Below are 15978 nucleotides of genomic sequence, written 5' to 3'. Positions count from 1 at the left end.
ATAAAAAAAGCCTCGTAATGAGGCTTTTTATTATTTTTTAAACAAATAAAATCACTACACTTTGTTTAAATATAATCAGCCTTTTGTGCTTTTAAAATATCAAGCTGCAACATCTTTTTCTTTTTATATTTATAGGCAATAAATAAACCAATAAACCAGATTGGTGAGCATTCAAGTGCAATTAAAGTGTCGTGATCTAAAGCTAAAATGACAATAGTAAATACTAAAAACAACATAGTCATCCATGCCATAAATAAACCACCAGGCATTTTATATTTTGATTGAATATGTAATTCTGGACTTTTCTTACGATAATAAATATATGACATCACAATCAGCATAAATGTAAAAATACATAAAATTGAAGTGAGCGCTGAAATAATCGTAAATGCCGTCATGACATTTGGAACAATAAATAAAATCGAGGTTCCCACTGTTACGCACGCCATTGAAAACACGAGTCCACGAATTGGAACTTTTCTTTTTGACAGCTTACTAAAGCTTTTAGGTGCATCGTTGTCTAATGCTAAACCGTATAACATACGACTGGTCGCAAAGATTCCACTGTTTGCAGAAGATAAAGCGGAAGTCGCAACAACAAAGTTAATTAAACCGGCTGCAATAGGTAAACCAACTAGAGTGAACATTTCTACAAAGGGACTTTTTTCCGGTGAAACTTTTGCCCAAGATGTAACTGCAATAATACAAACTAGTGCACCTACATAGAATAATAAAATACGTAAAGGAATAGAGTTGATGGCTTTTGGAAGTGAAGTATGCGGGTCTTTTGTTTCTGCGGCAGTTGTACCTACCAGCTCAATACCTACAAATGCAAAAATAGCAATTTGGAAGCCCGCCAAGAAACCTGTTACACCATATGGAAACATCGACTCTGTTTCAAATAAATGACTCACCGAAGCCTTGACCCCATTTGGAGAGGTAAATCCGGTACCAATTAAGTAAATACCCGCCAAAATAAATAAAATAATTGCGGTAATTTTGATGAGTGAGAACCAAAACTCCAGTTCACCAAACAAACGAACGGCCACAAAGTTGAGTATGGTTAATATGGCTAATGAAGTAAATGCAGGAATCCAAACGGGTAAATCAGGATACCAAAACTGCATGTACCCCCCGATCACAATTACATCGGCAATCGCTGTAATAATCCAGTTACACCAATAAGACCAACCGAGAAAAAAACCTGCCCATGGACCTAAATAAGCGGTTGCGAAATCGGCAAATGTTTTAAAGTTCGTATTTGCAAGCAATAACTCACCCATTGCTCGCATCACGAAGAAAAAGAAAAAGCCAATAATTAAATAGGTTAAAATAATTGAAGTACCGGAAACACTTAATGTTTTCCCGGAACCCATAAATAATCCGGTACCAATTGCACCGCCAATCGCAATCATTTGAATATGGCGATTTGTCAATGAGCGTTGCAATTTTTCCTCTTCTTGACCAGTCATATGTTGACTGCCAAGGAGGTCTCCTTCCAGGAACTGCTTTCCTTTATTATTACTCATGTAATATTAACTCCAATTTATAGCAACCGTTATAAATATGTTTTAATAATATGAGTTATGAGTTTCGCTTGAACCGAATAAATCATCCTACAAATATTATTAAAACCACTTATAATTTAGTAAATTCCATTTTTAAATCTTAAAATAGTTATTTAAAACAATAAAATATTAACCATAGAATTATCCCGTTATGCCTCATCATCTTAATCGATAAAAATGAACCTATAAGTCCCTTTCATTCTATTAAGATGATGTATATCCATATCAATTTTTTGACTCAGGGATAATATAGTATTCCACATGAAATTTGGTGAGTTATGAAAACTCACTGCCTAATTAACCACCATTTGCAAATACTGGGTATTTTCCGATCTATTTGCTGCTTTTGGTTTTGAATCCTGTTTAACATTAATACTCAAGACGCGGACTAATGCTCCATTTTCAACGTTCAGTTCTTGAGCCTGTTCGGCGCTTAGCTGTAGTTGTTCCTGATAAGGTGAGCTGTACACCACAATTGCCCGATAGTTTTCATAATCGTCATTAGCAACAATATAAGGCTCATCGCCTAAATTTAGACGAGTAGAGTCTACAACTTTGACTGCTAAAATCTGACTTTCTTTAATAGCGCGTAAATTTTCGATATCTGCCTGTAGCGTCGCGCCACCGTCAAAAATATCTATATAACCTTTATAACGAAGCCCTTCTTCAAGTAAAAGGTTGTAGGCTGGTCGAGTATTTGGATGAACCATACCAATTGCCGCTTTAGCATCGTCTGGCAACATATCGACATAGAGCGGATGTCTCGGCATCAGCTCGGCAATAAAAGCCTTTTGCCCTATTCCGCTTAAATAGTCCGCTTTGGTAAATTCAATATTAAAAAATTTATGGCCTACCGCATTCCAAAATGGTGATTGCCCATTTGCATCGGAATAACCACGCATTTCGGCAACAATGGTTTCTTCGAAATATTGACGAAATGCAGACAAGAACAAGAATCGTACTTTAGATAAAAATTTACCATTTTTATTTAAACGGTAGTCTGGATCTAAAAATAACGTACAAAGCTCGCTACAGTTGGTGTGGTCATTACTCAAATACAAAGTTGGTAAAGCGTTATAGACACTTAAAGGTTCCGAGGCATGCACTTGGGTGCCTACATGGAAATTGTACCAAGGCTCTTTTAAACCAAGCGCAACTTCAATACCGCAAACACCCACAACCTTATTCAGGTCGGTATCTTCTAAAACAAATAAATAAACCTGATCTGCTTTTGGTAATTCACCTGCTACTGTTTTACAAGCCCGTTCAATACGTGCAGCCAATTTTTCCATATTTGGCTGCAAAGATGTCAAACCAAAACCCGCTTTTTGAGCCAAAAGGTAAAGATCATTAACATCCTTAGGTTCAATGTAGCGAATAATCATCATGCTGCTTGTTCATCCTTTTGAATTTCTACAAAGCGAGCAATTGCACGTTCAAAACGTTTTAGACCTTCATCAATATCAGCAAAAGGAATAATTAACGATGGTGTAAAACGGACAACATTTGGACCAGCAATCAGACTTAATAAACCTTCCTCACCCGCAAGGTTATTAATATCTTTTGCTTTACCTGCAAATTTATCTTTTAAAACACAACCAAGAAGTAAACCTTCGCCACGAATTTTTTTAAAGACTTCGTATTTTTCATTTAATTGATTTAAAGCATTTTTATAGTAATCATGACGCTCTTTAACGCCATTAAGTACTTCTGGTGTATTAATAAACTCAAAGACTGCACCTGCAACTGCACTTGCCAGCGGGTTACCACCATAAGTCGTACCGTGTGTACCCACTGAAAAATGCGGCGCAAATTTATCAGTTGTTAACATTGCACCGACAGGGAAACCACCGCCCAATGCTTTTGCAGTAGTAAGCACATCTGGTGTAACACCGTAGTTCATGTAAGCATAAAGTGCACCTGTACGGCCGACACCTGTTTGCACTTCATCAAAAATAAGTAAGGCACCAAACTGATCACACAATGCACGTAAACCTTTTAAAAATTCGATATCAGCAGGAATTACCCCGCCCTCACCTTGTACAGGCTCTACAATTACTGCACAGGTTTGCTCATTAATAACTGCTTTAGCTGCTTCTAAATCATTATAAGCAACATGGCTAATGCCGTTTGGAAGTGGTGCAAAGTCTTGTGAATATTTTGGCTGACCACCAGCCGAAACGGTAAATAAAGTACGGCCGTGGAACGCGTTGTTAAATGCCACAATACCGCTTTTACCTGCGACACCGCTGTCGAGTCCAACTTTACGAGCAAGCTTTAATGCTGCTTCATTTGCTTCTGCACCTGAGTTACAGAAGAATACTTTGTCTGCAAATGTATTTTCAGTGAGTTGTTTAGCAAGACGCAGTACTGGTTCATTGGTATAACCATTGCCGACATGCCAAAGTTTTTTTGCTTGTTCTGTTAACGCATTGACTGCCACTGGATGCGCATGACCTAATGCATTTACTGCAATCCCGCCTGCAAAATCGATATATTCTTTATTTTCTTGATCCCAGATACGTGAACCTTCACCACGTACCGGAATAAAATTTGCCGGTGCAAATACTGGAACCATCCATTCGTTAAAGTCATTTCTGGAAACTGCAAAATTATTCATTGTGGCTTGCCCATCAAATTAAGATTATTAGGATTATCGATGGGTCTATTATTAAAAATCAAAATGACTCACAAAATTTGTAATTTAGTAAAAAATGAATTATTTTTTATCAATCTGATAATTGACAATGACATTATGGACAATATTGATCAAATTATTTTAGGTTTACTTAAAGATAACGCACGGATGTCTGTAACCGAGATAGCCGAAAAAGTTCATGTTTCAAGAGCAACGGTTAAAAAGAGAATGGAATATCTCGAGTCTTCCGGCATCATTACTGGATATACGGTTCGTTTTAAACCAAATGCTGAACGCAATGTCATCCGCGCATGGATGAGCATTATGGTCGAGGGTACTAAAGCACAGTCTGTGATTAAAGAACTACGTCTGGAAAGCGCGGTTGAATGTCTGCATAAAACTAACGGTAAATGGGATATTTTGGTCGAGCTACGCTCCGACACCTTAGAAAACTTTGATAAAGTTTTAGAAAGAATTAGAAATATTTCAGGTATTTACAATAGTGAAACTAGCATTTTGCTGGCGAGTCATAAGACCTAATCATTACGTTAAATCTCAAATTAAATATGGGATGAGCTGACTATACGACTGAGCTCATCCATTTTCCTTTCATTCAAAAAATTCTCTATGGCCGCTCGTTAAATCTAAAAACACCATTCCAACGATGAACCTATTCTAATAATCCTCAATAAATTTTTAATTTTTTTAAATAATCAAAATCAAAAACTTAAAACACCTTCTCAGTTGAACTCACCCTTTTTCTACTTAATCCCCTCATCAAAGCATTTGACAGAAAATTTAAAACATAATACATATAGTATTATATGTTATATGTTAAAACCTAAGGACAAGGTATAAAAAATGGCTAAAACTCAACTACAACACTTCATTAACGGCGAATATGTTGCTAGCAAAGGAAATGATTTCTTCGATTTGGTAAGCCCAGTCACTGGTGAAGTCTATGCACAATCGCCGAATGCGACCGAGGCAGAAGTTGATGCAGCTTATGCTGCTGCAAAAGAAGCATTTAAAATTTGGGGACGTAGTACACCTTCGACTCGTCAAAAAGCATTACTGAATTTGGCAGATGCTATTGAAGCAAATGCTGACCGTTTGATTGAAGCGCAAAGCCGCAATACAGGTCAGTTAAAACATTTAATTGCATCTGAAGAAGTGGGTGCATCAGCAGATCAAGTTCGTTTCTTTGCAGGTGCTGCCCGCTTACTTGATGGCACAGCAACTGGCGAATATTTAGAAGGTTTAACTTCTTCTATTCGCCGCGAACCAGTCGGTGTGGTTGGTCAGGTTACACCTTGGAACTATCCACTCATGATGGCAATTTGGAAAATTGCTCCTGCTTTGGCAGCGGGTAACACTGTCGTATTAAAACCAAGTGACACAACACCTGAAAGTACCCTCTTACTTGCAGAAATTGCTGCACCATTTTTTCCGAAAGGTGCATTTAACGTGGTGTTAGGCCAAGCACAAGTCGGTTCAAAAGTTGTATCACACAAAACCCCTGCTCTCGTTTCTATTACAGGTTCAGTTCGTGCCGGATTACAAGTTGCTGCTTCTGCTGCGGCAAATTTAGCAAAAGCTCATCTTGAACTTGGCGGTAAAGCACCTGTACTGGTTTTTGAAGATGCTGATCTTGATAAAGCCGTAGAAATGATTGCTTTAACAGGCTATTTCAACGCAGGTCAAGACTGTACTGCTGCAACACGTGTGATTGTGGCTGAATCTGTTCATGACGAGTTTTTAGCTAAACTTATTGAAGCTGCAAAAAATACACGTTTTGGCGAACCAGATGATCAAGACGCGCTTTATGGTCCTCTTAACAATGCCAATCAATTAAAGAATGTTAAAGCGTTTATCGACAACTTACCTGCTCATGCCAAAGTTGAAACAGGCGGAAAACAGGCAGACCGCCCAGGCTTCTATTTTGAACCGACTGTTATTAGTGGTTTAAAACAACACGACGATGCTATTCAGAACGAAATTTTTGGACCAGTGATTACCGTTCAGAAATTTACAGATGAAAATGATGCCATTGAAAAAGCCAACGATGTTGAATATGGCCTAGCTTCAAGTGTTTGGACCAAAGATCATGCTCGCGCAACACGTCTGTCACGTGAACTTGATTTCGGTACAGTTTGGATTAATACCCATATTCCTTTAACCGCGGAAATGCCACACGGCGGCTTCAAAAAATCAGGATATGGTAAAGATTTATCTGGCTACGGTTTTGAAGAATATACCCGTGTTAAACATGTGATGAGTTCAAACGAATAATAACAATGCGTTTTGAAAGGAGATCAAAATGAATAAGCAAGAAATGAAAGACTTGGTGACTAAAGCACACCACGAGTTATTTAATTTGCATGACACCACTGCTCTAGACCGTTATTTTTCTGAAGACTTTATAGAGCACTCACCACTCGTTGCAAATGGTATTTCAGGTTTACGTCAACTGGTAGAAGACTGCCCAGATATGCAACACGAAGCTGTACGTGTACTCGCAGATGGTGACTTGGTTGCAATTCATGGCCGCTTTCAGGGCTTAGATGAAAAACCATTGGTTGGGTTTGATATTTACCGAGTAAAAGACGGCAAAATTGTCGAGCATTGGGATGGTCTTGTGGCAGAAGCTGCGCCAAATGTAAGCGGTAGAACTCAACTAGATGGTCCAACTGAAATCGTAACTCACCATGACCCAGAGAAAAACCGCGAGATTGTGACGTCTTTCTTTAAGAAGTCATTAATTGATGGCAATTATGATGCCTTTAAAGAATATACCGACGGCGACCAGTTCATTCAACATAGTCCAGATATTGGTGATGGCGTTAAAGCAGTCATTGATTTTTTGAACAATATCCGTAATGAAGGACAAGGTTTGGTATACTCAAAAACGCATCGCTCCATTGCTGATGGTCAATTTGTATTGACACATTCCGAAGGCAGTATTGCTGGTAACCGACATGCATATTTTGAATTATGGCGTGTAGATAATGGCAAAATTGTTGAACTTTGGGATGCAATACCGGCTGTGCCTGAAGATGAACAGGCTGTCCATGGTTATGGCGTGTTTTAATAACTATTTATCCGCTTCATTAAGCTAAGTCTTTTGACTTAGCTTTTAGAGAATTCGCCATGTCAGCATATACGATAATTTTTGCACCTATTGCTCAAGCAACTCGTTCGGAACAAGTTGTAGAACGCTTGGAAAATGCAATTATCTCTGGTTTGCTCAAAAGCAATGAACAACTTCCTAATGAAGCAGACTTAGCACGCTTAATGGGAGTTTCGCCAATCACTGTTCGCGAAGCATTAAATACTTTACGTGTAAAGGGTTTAATTGATACACGTCGTGGAAGAAATGGTGGAAGTTTTGTTTGTGAGCTACCTTCTGATTTACTTTTAAATCAACATCCTTTGCGCCAAGCTTCAAATGAGTATCTTGCCGATTTAGGCGAGTTTCACAGTGCAATTTTAAGTCATAGTGCCTATCTGGCCGCTCAAAGAACTACTGAATATGAACTTAACAAAATAAAAGAGTTAATTGAACAATTTGAACAAGCTGTTGAAGCAGATACACGTGCACAGCTTGATTTACGTTGTTTGCTAACGCTTACCTCATTTGCCCAATCTGCAAGGCTGGCAAATCAGGAACTCACGATTCAGGCTGAATGGGCTCCGCTTATCGCCGTACTTTATCAAGATGATGATTTTCACCGTGAGGTTGTAAAACAATATCACCATCTTTTGTCGTCTTTTAAGGAAAACAATGAAAATGAAGCTGTGATTCAAGCCCGAAAAATAGTTTCAATGCTCACTGACCAAATGCTTCGGTATAAGTTATCGAGTGAATAAAAATAATAAATATGATGGCTTATCAATAATCAAGTTAGAAATATGGAATTTTAGGAGTTATAGGAATGACCCAACAGTTAGATATAGAAGAGCTACAAAATTTGTTAAAGACGGTGGTTGACGAAACAACCTCTATTACAGAAAAACTCGCAACTAAGGCGAGCAAGATTTTGTCAAAGCATGCATCTGAAAAAAATACAGATATTAAACTTTCAACTTCAGAACGCTCTGCTTTGCAAAAGGAAATTAAAAAAGCACTGAATCAGAGCCATTACAGTCAAGGAACTGGTTTTGCGAGTTATAGTCCGGCAACTCAAGAGGAACAAGACTACTGGACACTCGAATGGTGGTATAAAAAAGAAGATCAATTACAACAAGCAAAACTTGAAAACTATCAAAATGCGCAGCGCTTTTTAGATTTCCGCTCATTTGAGTGGTTCCATAAACCTGCACAAAATAAAAGTCCATGCATACATGGACCTTATGTTGATTATATCTGTAATGGTGCCTACACCATTACCATTGCCCACCCTGTCATGATTCATGACCACTTTATTGGCGTCATTGCGACCGATATTTTAGTTTCGGCTCTCGAAAAACTGCTTATGCCCAAACTCAAAAATATTAAGCAAAAGACTGTCATTATGAATGATTCATCTCGGGTCATTACTTCAAATGACATTAGCATCAGAACCGGGACATTATTTAAAGAAAAGACTGAACAACAGTTTTTCTCGCAACCATGTCAGTCTTTCCAGCTGGTTGTCATCTAAAAAGAATATTGGCCTTTTATTCTCGCTTTAGTGTGCCATCAAGGTGATATAGCACTTTAAGCCCTTAGCTGTTGTTCAAACTTTCTTCAAATAGACTTGTTTATTCAGGTCTAGGGGAAGTTTTGGCCTAAAAATAGCATCGCCTTTCTGGATGAAAAGCAAAAACAACGAAATTTGAGGTTGAAAAGACATGGAAAATAAAGCGTCTTCCTTAAAAAAACTATCACTATGGCAAGTCACAATTATTGGTATTGCCTATATGACCCCCATGACGGTTTTTGATACTTTCGGTATTGTTTCCGGAATTACCAATGGTCATGTTCCCCTCGCATATTTACTTGCTTTAGGCGCGATGCTGCTTACTGCTTGGAGCTATGCGAGGTTTAGTAAAAACTCAGAAAGATCAGGTTCGGCCTATAGTTATACTGCAGAAAGTTTAGGGCCTAGAAGTGGATTTTTCGTTGGCTGGTGCTCTCTACTCGACTATCTGTTATTACCGCTTATTAATGTGTTGCTGGCTGCAATTTATCTCACCGCACTCATTCCGAGTATGCCTTATTGGTTTTGGGTGCTGGTATCGGCGGGCCTTGTGACTTTAGTCAACTGTTTCCGTATTCGGTTACTTGCCAACTTAAGTCTCGTATTTGTGTTTGCTCCGATTATTCTCATGGTCATTTTTGTATATTTAGTGGTTCGAGGTATTGGTTCGACCCAAGGTTATGAGCATGTGCTTACTCTGGCTCCACTATGGCATGGTCAACAATCGCTATTACCGCTTGTTGCTGGTGCTTCGGTTTTATGTTTTTCATTTTTAGGTTTTGATGCAGTTACTACCCTTTCAAATGAAACCAAACAACCCACCAAGAATATTCCCCGAGCAGTCATGTTAACCACACTTGCGGGTGGGCTTATTTTCTTCACAGCTGCTTGGTTTATTCAACTTTATTTTCCAAACAATGTTCGCTTTCATCATCCTTCAGAAGCATTACCAGAAATTGTGCTTTATGTGGGTGGTGCTTTGTTTCAGTCCATATTCTTATGCGGCCAAATTATGAACACAGTCGCCTCAGGTCTTGCCTCACATGCCAGTGCTTCGCGTTTACTGTATATAATGGGGTCCGACAATATTTTTCCTAAAAAGTATTTTGGAACCATCCATAGCTCTTTAGGGACACCATTTTTCTCGGTTTTATTTGTCGGGCTTATTTCAATGTCAGCTATTTTCTTAGATTTAGCTCAAGTTGTTAGTCTGATCAGTTTTGGTGCGCTCGTTGCTTTTACAGCCGTAAACTTCTCAGTTTTTATGAAATTTTATATTAAAGATAAACAACGTTCAGGTTTTAAAAATAAATTTCTAAACCTGTTTTTACCGTTGTTATCGGTCATTAGCATTATTTGTTTATGGCTCAATCTCGACTCATCTTCACTGATTTTTGGATGCTTCTGGTTAACTTTAGGCATTCTCTTATTCATTTATAAAACGATTAAAAAACAAAGTATTGCAATTAGTAATGCTTATTAATTTTTTAAGGAACGTCGTCATGAAAATTATTTCTAAACCTCAACTTTTAAAAGATGTGGAATATAAACCAAGTAAGTCTTTACAAGTGGGTAAAGAATGGAGCTGGTTAAATCCAAAACACGCGAAATTTGACTCAACTACGGTTAATGGCACTTCGGTAAATAACCCAGCAAACTACTATGAAAGTTCCCTGTCCGATTGGCATACATTTGACAGTTTAAATGCTGATATTGAATGTGATGTGGTGGTTATTGGTGGTGGTTTATTAGGTTCATCGACTGCCCTACACTTAGCTGAACAAGGCGTAGATACCGTTTTATTAGAAAAAAACCGTATTGGTAGTGCAGCTTCAGGGCGAAATGGCGGACAACTTACCCCAGGTTTAGCACGCTGGGAAGCTCAAGAAATGGCTGACCGATTAAGTTATGAAGATGCCAAAAAGCTATGGCATTTTACTTCTACGGAAGCCATGCAACTCATTGATGATATCTCTGAAAAATACCAACTCAACTTTGACCGTAAATACGGGCATATTACTGCCGCCGTTCATGAAGGACATTTGGTTGGCTTAACCCAAGGTGCCGATGCCCGAAAATACTTAGGTGAAGACCATACTCGTATTGTGGGTAAACATGAACTCATGGACTTTATTAAGTCAGACTACTATACAGGCGGTTTAATTGATGAGTTAGGTGGACAAATTCATCCGTTGGCTCTAAACCGTGGTTTAATTTATGGCTTTTGCAAAAACGGCGGTAGTGTTTATGAACAAACAGAAGTTATTTCAATAGAAGAAAAGGCAGATGGTATTTATGTTCACACAGCAAATGCAGTCGTGAAAGCCAAAAAGTCTGTAGTTTTAGCGGTACACCATGCCTCGTTTAAACTTTTATCTGAGCAGAACAATACCACTATTCCGTTTTACACTTATGTCGCGACCACCGCTCCTTTAGAGTTTGATACCAAAGAGCTTCTGCCATTTGGACATCCGGTTTATGACACTCAGTTCCAGATTGATTACTACCGTCCTGTGTTTAACAACCGCTTATTATTTGGTGGGCAAGGTACTGGCACATGCTGGGGGCCAGAGAAAACTTTAAATTACCTAGAGCATCGAATTCATACAGTTTTCCCTCAAATTAAAAATCTAGAAATGGATTTTGTCTGGAGTGGCACTACTGATTTAACCGTTAATGGTGCAGTCGACAGCCGTAAGTTTGGTAACAAGTTCCCGATTTATGCAGTTCACGGCTGGAGTGGACATGGTGTTGCACAGACGGTACGCATTGGTAAAGCCATTGCAAATGACTTTGTTGGGCAATCTAATGACTTTGAAATGTTATCTAACATTGACCATCAAAATATTATTTTTGGCCGTACGCTTGCCCCTGTCGTTATTCCACTCGCAAAAAGTATGTATGGCATCGGTGCAATGATTAACCCAGGCAAAATGGTATCTTTCTAATTAAGAAAAACATCATTTTCTAAAAAGGATTCGTACAGTTTTGTGCGAATCTTTTTATATAAAGGCAATATTGCTTTTCAAACTAGGTTATCCCTATTCAATCCATTACAATAGCGCCAGCTTTTTTAGACAGCGCATAGTATTTTGAGTAACTCATCTTCCCAATTAAAACGTGGACTTAAAAATCGTCACATCCAGTTAATCGCTATGGGTGGTGCTGTGGGCACAGGACTTTTTTTAGGCTCTGCACAAGTCATTCAGTCTGCTGGTCCTTCAATCATTTTGGGTTATGCCATTGTTGGTTTGGTTGCATTTTTAATTATGCGCCAAATGGGTGAAATGATTGTCGAAGAACCTGTAGTTGGCTCTTTTAGCTATTTTGCACAAAAGTATTGGGGAAGATTTCCCGGTTTTTTATCGGGCTGGAACTATTGGGTTGTGTACATTTTAGTTGCGATGACTGAGCTTACCGCCGTGGCTAAATATGTACATTATTGGTGGCCTCATATTCCAGCATGGGTTTCGGTTTTATTTTTCTTTGTGCTGGTCACGTGCTTGAACTTAGGCAATGTTAAATTTTATGGCGAATCTGAATTTTGGTTAGCCATTATTAAAGTTACCGCAGTCATTTCAATGATTGTGTTTGGCTTATATTTATTACTTACAGCCGGCAATGATTCTATAGCGAGCTTTTCAAACCTATGGCAACATGGCGGATTTTTCCCGCATGGCTTTTCGGGTTTGTTCTATATGCTCGCCTTTTTAATGTTTGCATTTGGCGGTATTGAACTGATTGGAATGACCGCTGCTGAAGCAGAAAATCCTGAAAAAAGTATTCCACAAGCGATCAACCAAGTTATTTTTCGAATTTTGGTTTTTTACGTGGCCTCGCTCGCAATTATTATGTCGCTTATTCCATGGAACCAACTGGACCTTGGTGGTTTAGATAAAAGCCCTTTTGTCATGATTTTTAGTCAGCTTGGCATTGGTTGGGCGGCACATTTACTTAACTTTATTATTTTGACTGCTGCACTTTCAGTTTATAACAGCGGCATGTATGCCAACAGCCGAATGTTGTATGGGCTGGCAGTACAGGGCAATGCCCCTAAAGTCTTTGCAAAAGTAAGCAAACAAGGTGTACCCACAGCTGCTGTGGTCTTCTCTTCTATCCTGATTTTTGGGTGTGTTTTACTCAACTACTTTGTACCAGAAGAAGCTTTAAGCCATCTTATGTATATGGCTGTTGCAGCTTTAGTTTTGAACTGGGCGATTATTAGCTTTACCCATTTAAAGTTTAAGCAAGCTATGAAACTAGATGGAAAAGTTGCCAAATTTCCTGCTCTATTTTCGCCTTTGAGTAACTATGTCGTGCTCGCTTTTATCGGCATGATTTTATACATTATGTGGACTCAAGGCTTTAAAGAATCAGTAATTTTAATTCCGATCTGGATTACTTTAATGCTTGGTTTATATAAAGTGTTAAGGTTAGATAAATCACTCTGAACGTCCTAAAAGGCTTATTCAAACAGAATAAGCCTTTATTGTTTTAAGCGGCTGTAAACAAGTCTCACCTCTTTGCAAATTTCAACAGACCAAATATCTGCATCTCGTCTGATCAATTCTCCATCACTTAGTAGTTTTTAGTTATATGCTATCCCTTTAAAAATGGTGCTTAAGACATTTTAAGAGATGATTATTAAGGTACAAGTGTTTACATGATCTATAAATATTTGTGTCAATGTTCAGCTAAAATCGTGGCTGACCAGATATATCGCGATCATCAATCAGAAAAAGACGCTTCATAAATAGCTCTTTTATCCACTTTACTGATTTTGCTCCATTCACTGCGTCGCTTAATGATGAAAGACAGGAAAAATTTTATGGAAAAAACGCTGCAATGCCCAAAGTGTGGTTCTACAGAAATTGAAACACGTGACCATGACAAACTACTTAAAACCACTGGCGGTGTTTTATTAACAGCTGCAGGGACTACAGCGGGTACCGTAGGTGGTGCTGCAACAGGTGCTTCTATAGGAGCAGCGATTGGTACTGTAGCTGGACCATTAGGTGTAATTGTTGGCGGTACTGTAGGCACATTTGTCGGTGCAATCAGTGCAGGTATTACTGGCGGTGTAGTGGGTAATATTTTTGGTAAAAAAGCAGGTGTAATGATCGATAAAAATATATTTCAGGACTACCGCTGCCTAAAATGCAAATACCGTTTTAAAGTAAAGAAATAAACTAATTTCAATTGAATTAAGCAGGTAAAATCAATTTTCAACTGACTCTCCTGCTTAAACTCAACTTTTATAAAGCGCTCCAAATCATAAAGATATGAAGCAACTTGTCTAATAAATTAAAACCCAAATTTAGATTTTAATTTACTTCGCAATTCCATCTTGTTGGTACTGAGGTGAGCGTGGGCCATATAATAAGCCTGTACCCGGACTATAAGGAGTCGGAGTAAACAGTTGAGCATTTACCATACTTGCTATTGGATAAGCACGATCATTAAAGTTGCTAGAAATCTGTTCAACCAAAGCACCGACTACAGCACCAAGTAAACCAGAGTTATTATCACTACTTGATTGGGATAACTTTTTCTCACCAGTCCAAATCACATCGCCTGTTTTTAAATCCACAAGTTTTGCATCTGCACTTACTGTAGCAACACTTTGGATCACTTGATATTTAGAGCCATATTCTTTAATTCGAATGTATAAAGCGGCATCTGCACCAAAAATCTCTTGTAATTTTTGAGGAGCAATAGACTGCGCATCACTGCCATTGGTGACACCATTCTCTTTAAACATGTTGTCTACAACAGAGATGGGAAAAACATAATAGCCAGCTTCTGCTACAGGCGCTATTACGGTTGGCCAATAACTGTAAGTCGCTTTTACATCCGGTGAATCATTGACTGGTTGCAATACCAAAATTGACTTTGGCATGTGAGCTTTATAAGCGGTTATGTCTTTATTCGGTGCCGGAGTAACTGCACAACCAGTAAATGTAATGCTAGAAATAACCAAACCAGCAATTAGAAACTTCTTAATCATGATTTTGTATTCCCACCATTCGCATTCATTTTTTGCAATAAGCGATCCATTAAAACTGTAGACTCTGGATAGACTTGACGTTCAAGCTGGAAATACTCGATTGCTTTTTGAGAATTATTTTCTTGTAAATACAATAACCCTAAATGCGCATATAACCCCGGCGGAACAGCTAGGCCCTTACCTTTAGTTTTTTGAATCTCAGCTTCTAATGTCGTGATTTGTGCACTTGGTGTCGCTTTTTCAGGTGCGGTATACATCAAATAAGTTTGATGCGGATAACTTCCCCAATTATATAAAGATTGAGGACCAGTGGCACAGCCCACCAATCCCAAAGCAAGAACACTACTTAAAACAATTTTTTTCATCTAACACATATCCAAAATTATTGAATTGACCAACGGTTATTTTGAATATCTGTTACAAGATTATTTACTGCTTCACGAACAGCTAAATCGAGCACTTTACCATTTAAAGTAGAATCGTAAGAGGCAGTAGAACCAAAGCCTAAAACTTCACGTGCGCCTAATGCATATTCACCAGCACCTTGTACTGAGTGCACAACTTCTGAAGTTTTTACATCAATAATATTTAAATTAACTTTTGCATAAGCAACTTGCTGTTTACCGCGGCCTAAAATACCAAATAGTTGCTGATCACCAACTTCTTTACGGCCAAACTCAGATACATCGCCAGTAATCACGTAACGAGCACCTTTAATAGATTGAGCAGTATTGCTATAACCTACTTCTTGTTTAATTTCAGATAAATTGTCGCGATTTAAAACTGAGAAATAACCAGTTTGCTGTAAATGTGTCTCAAGAATCGTTTTCGCTTGGCCACCTAAACGGTCTACATTATCTGAGAAAACTCCTCTCATATAACTAGAGCGGTTATCAAACTTACCAATAGAAACAGGAGCTTTTACCCCATTATATTTAATTGCAGAAGTAGCTGCGGTTACTTGAGGACTTTGTATCGTTCTTGATGTTTCAGTGGTTGAACATGCGATTAAACCAAAAGAACTCGCCATAGTAATGATTAATATTTTTTTCATGTTTACTCTATAAAGATATCTAAAATACA

At 38.3% G+C, this 15978-nt stretch carries 15 protein-coding genes; 9 read left to right on the top strand and 6 right to left on the bottom strand.

Going from position 1 to position 15978, the window contains the following annotated elements:
* Positions 1–65: 65 nt before the first annotated feature.
* The 3 genes from CSB87_RS15280 to CSB87_RS15270 all read right to left on the bottom strand — a co-directional run bounded on the left by CSB87_RS15280 (position 66) and on the right by CSB87_RS15270 (position 4188).
* On the bottom strand, positions 66–1529 hold the full coding sequence (locus tag CSB87_RS15280; protein ID WP_004709911.1) for an amino acid permease: 1464 nt from the start codon (positions 1527–1529) through the stop codon (positions 66–68).
* 332 nt (positions 1530–1861) lie between these two features.
* Positions 1862–2956, bottom strand: coding sequence for an arginine N-succinyltransferase (gene astA / locus CSB87_RS15275; RefSeq protein WP_004888100.1), 1095 nt, complete (start codon positions 2954–2956; stop codon positions 1862–1864).
* A complete protein-coding gene (locus CSB87_RS15270; protein ID WP_004888101.1) occupies positions 2953–4188 on the bottom strand; it encodes an aspartate aminotransferase family protein in 1236 nt (411 codons plus the stop codon). Before CSB87_RS15270 ends, astA begins: the two co-directional genes overlap by 4 nt.
* A gap of 135 nt (positions 4189–4323) precedes the next feature.
* On the opposite strand from CSB87_RS15270, the gene CSB87_RS15265 reads away from it, so the two are divergent.
* The 9 genes from CSB87_RS15265 (at position 4324) to CSB87_RS15225 (ending at position 14076) form a co-directional block, all read left to right on the top strand.
* Positions 4324–4746 carry an Lrp/AsnC family transcriptional regulator gene (locus CSB87_RS15265; RefSeq protein WP_009501788.1) on the top strand — a complete coding sequence of 141 codons (423 nt, stop codon included), beginning with the start codon at positions 4324–4326 and terminating at the stop codon, positions 4744–4746.
* Between the two features lie 321 nt (positions 4747–5067).
* Entirely contained in the window at positions 5068–6498 is a 1431-nt protein-coding gene (locus CSB87_RS15260) for a gamma-aminobutyraldehyde dehydrogenase (protein WP_004888102.1), read from the top strand.
* A gap of 28 nt (positions 6499–6526) precedes the next feature.
* On the top strand, positions 6527–7297 hold the full coding sequence (locus tag CSB87_RS15255) for a nuclear transport factor 2 family protein (RefSeq protein WP_002053578.1): 771 nt from the start codon (positions 6527–6529) through the stop codon (positions 7295–7297).
* 59 nt (positions 7298–7356) lie between these two features.
* The gene (locus tag CSB87_RS15250; protein ID WP_004888103.1) at positions 7357–8076 is read left to right on the top strand and encodes a FadR/GntR family transcriptional regulator; all 720 of its coding nucleotides are present in this window, start codon (positions 7357–7359) and stop codon (positions 8074–8076) included.
* Positions 8077–8141: 65 nt separating this feature from the next.
* Entirely contained in the window at positions 8142–8849 is a 708-nt protein-coding gene (locus CSB87_RS15245) for a cache domain-containing protein (protein WP_004888105.1), read from the top strand.
* A gap of 190 nt (positions 8850–9039) precedes the next feature.
* Positions 9040–10371 carry an APC family permease gene (locus CSB87_RS15240; RefSeq protein WP_000428065.1) on the top strand — a complete coding sequence of 444 codons (1332 nt, stop codon included), beginning with the start codon at positions 9040–9042 and terminating at the stop codon, positions 10369–10371.
* A gap of 19 nt (positions 10372–10390) precedes the next feature.
* Entirely contained in the window at positions 10391–11836 is a 1446-nt protein-coding gene (locus tag CSB87_RS15235; protein ID WP_006582057.1) for an NAD(P)/FAD-dependent oxidoreductase, read from the top strand.
* 144 nt (positions 11837–11980) lie between these two features.
* The gene (locus CSB87_RS15230) at positions 11981–13339 is read left to right on the top strand and encodes an amino acid permease (protein WP_079377170.1); all 1359 of its coding nucleotides are present in this window, start codon (positions 11981–11983) and stop codon (positions 13337–13339) included.
* A gap of 377 nt (positions 13340–13716) precedes the next feature.
* Positions 13717–14076, top strand: coding sequence for a hypothetical protein (locus CSB87_RS15225; protein WP_000416091.1), 360 nt, complete (start codon positions 13717–13719; stop codon positions 14074–14076).
* Between the two features lie 141 nt (positions 14077–14217).
* On the opposite strand, the gene CSB87_RS15220 is transcribed toward CSB87_RS15225, so the two are convergent.
* Genes CSB87_RS15220 through CSB87_RS15210 form a run of 3 tightly spaced genes read right to left on the bottom strand, consistent with a single transcriptional unit; the run spans position 14218 to position 15949 of the window.
* A complete protein-coding gene (locus tag CSB87_RS15220; protein ID WP_004888114.1) occupies positions 14218–14895 on the bottom strand; it encodes a DUF799 domain-containing protein in 678 nt (225 codons plus the stop codon).
* Positions 14892–15260 (bottom strand): DUF4810 domain-containing protein, encoded by a 369-nt coding sequence (locus CSB87_RS15215; RefSeq protein WP_002047997.1) that lies wholly within the window; start codon positions 15258–15260, stop codon positions 14892–14894. The genes CSB87_RS15220 and CSB87_RS15215 overlap by 4 nt, the downstream gene beginning before the upstream one ends.
* A 17-nt stretch (positions 15261–15277) precedes the next feature.
* Positions 15278–15949, bottom strand: coding sequence for a CsgG/HfaB family protein (locus tag CSB87_RS15210; protein WP_002048002.1), 672 nt, complete (start codon positions 15947–15949; stop codon positions 15278–15280).
* Positions 15950–15978: the final 29 nt, after the last annotated feature.

The sequence above is a fragment of the Acinetobacter sp. AR_0276 genome (genome assembly GCF_003000705.1).
In the GTDB taxonomy this organism is placed as follows: Bacteria; Pseudomonadota; Gammaproteobacteria; order Pseudomonadales; family Moraxellaceae; genus Acinetobacter; species Acinetobacter nosocomialis.
This window is presented reverse-complemented; position numbering and strand designations above follow the sequence as displayed.

Coding starts and splice junctions, on each gene's coding strand:
- CSB87_RS15280 (WP_004709911.1), bottom strand. CDS start 1,529: ATGAGTAATAATAAAGGAAAGCAGTTCCTGGAAGGAGACCTCCTTGGC.
- astA (WP_004888100.1), bottom strand. CDS start 2,956: ATGATGATTATTCGCTACATTGAACCTAAGGATGTTAATGATCTTTAC.
- CSB87_RS15270 (WP_004888101.1), bottom strand. CDS start 4,188: ATGAATAATTTTGCAGTTTCCAGAAATGACTTTAACGAATGGATGGTT.
- CSB87_RS15265 (WP_009501788.1), top strand. CDS start 4,324: ATGGACAATATTGATCAAATTATTTTAGGTTTACTTAAAGATAACGCA.
- CSB87_RS15260 (WP_004888102.1), top strand. CDS start 5,068: ATGGCTAAAACTCAACTACAACACTTCATTAACGGCGAATATGTTGCT.
- CSB87_RS15255 (WP_002053578.1), top strand. CDS start 6,527: ATGAATAAGCAAGAAATGAAAGACTTGGTGACTAAAGCACACCACGAG.
- CSB87_RS15250 (WP_004888103.1), top strand. CDS start 7,357: ATGTCAGCATATACGATAATTTTTGCACCTATTGCTCAAGCAACTCGT.
- CSB87_RS15245 (WP_004888105.1), top strand. CDS start 8,142: ATGACCCAACAGTTAGATATAGAAGAGCTACAAAATTTGTTAAAGACG.
- CSB87_RS15240 (WP_000428065.1), top strand. CDS start 9,040: ATGGAAAATAAAGCGTCTTCCTTAAAAAAACTATCACTATGGCAAGTC.
- CSB87_RS15235 (WP_006582057.1), top strand. CDS start 10,391: ATGAAAATTATTTCTAAACCTCAACTTTTAAAAGATGTGGAATATAAA.
- CSB87_RS15225 (WP_000416091.1), top strand. CDS start 13,717: ATGGAAAAAACGCTGCAATGCCCAAAGTGTGGTTCTACAGAAATTGAA.
- CSB87_RS15220 (WP_004888114.1), bottom strand. CDS start 14,895: ATGATTAAGAAGTTTCTAATTGCTGGTTTGGTTATTTCTAGCATTACA.
- CSB87_RS15215 (WP_002047997.1), bottom strand. CDS start 15,260: ATGAAAAAAATTGTTTTAAGTAGTGTTCTTGCTTTGGGATTGGTGGGC.
- CSB87_RS15210 (WP_002048002.1), bottom strand. CDS start 15,949: ATGAAAAAAATATTAATCATTACTATGGCGAGTTCTTTTGGTTTAATC.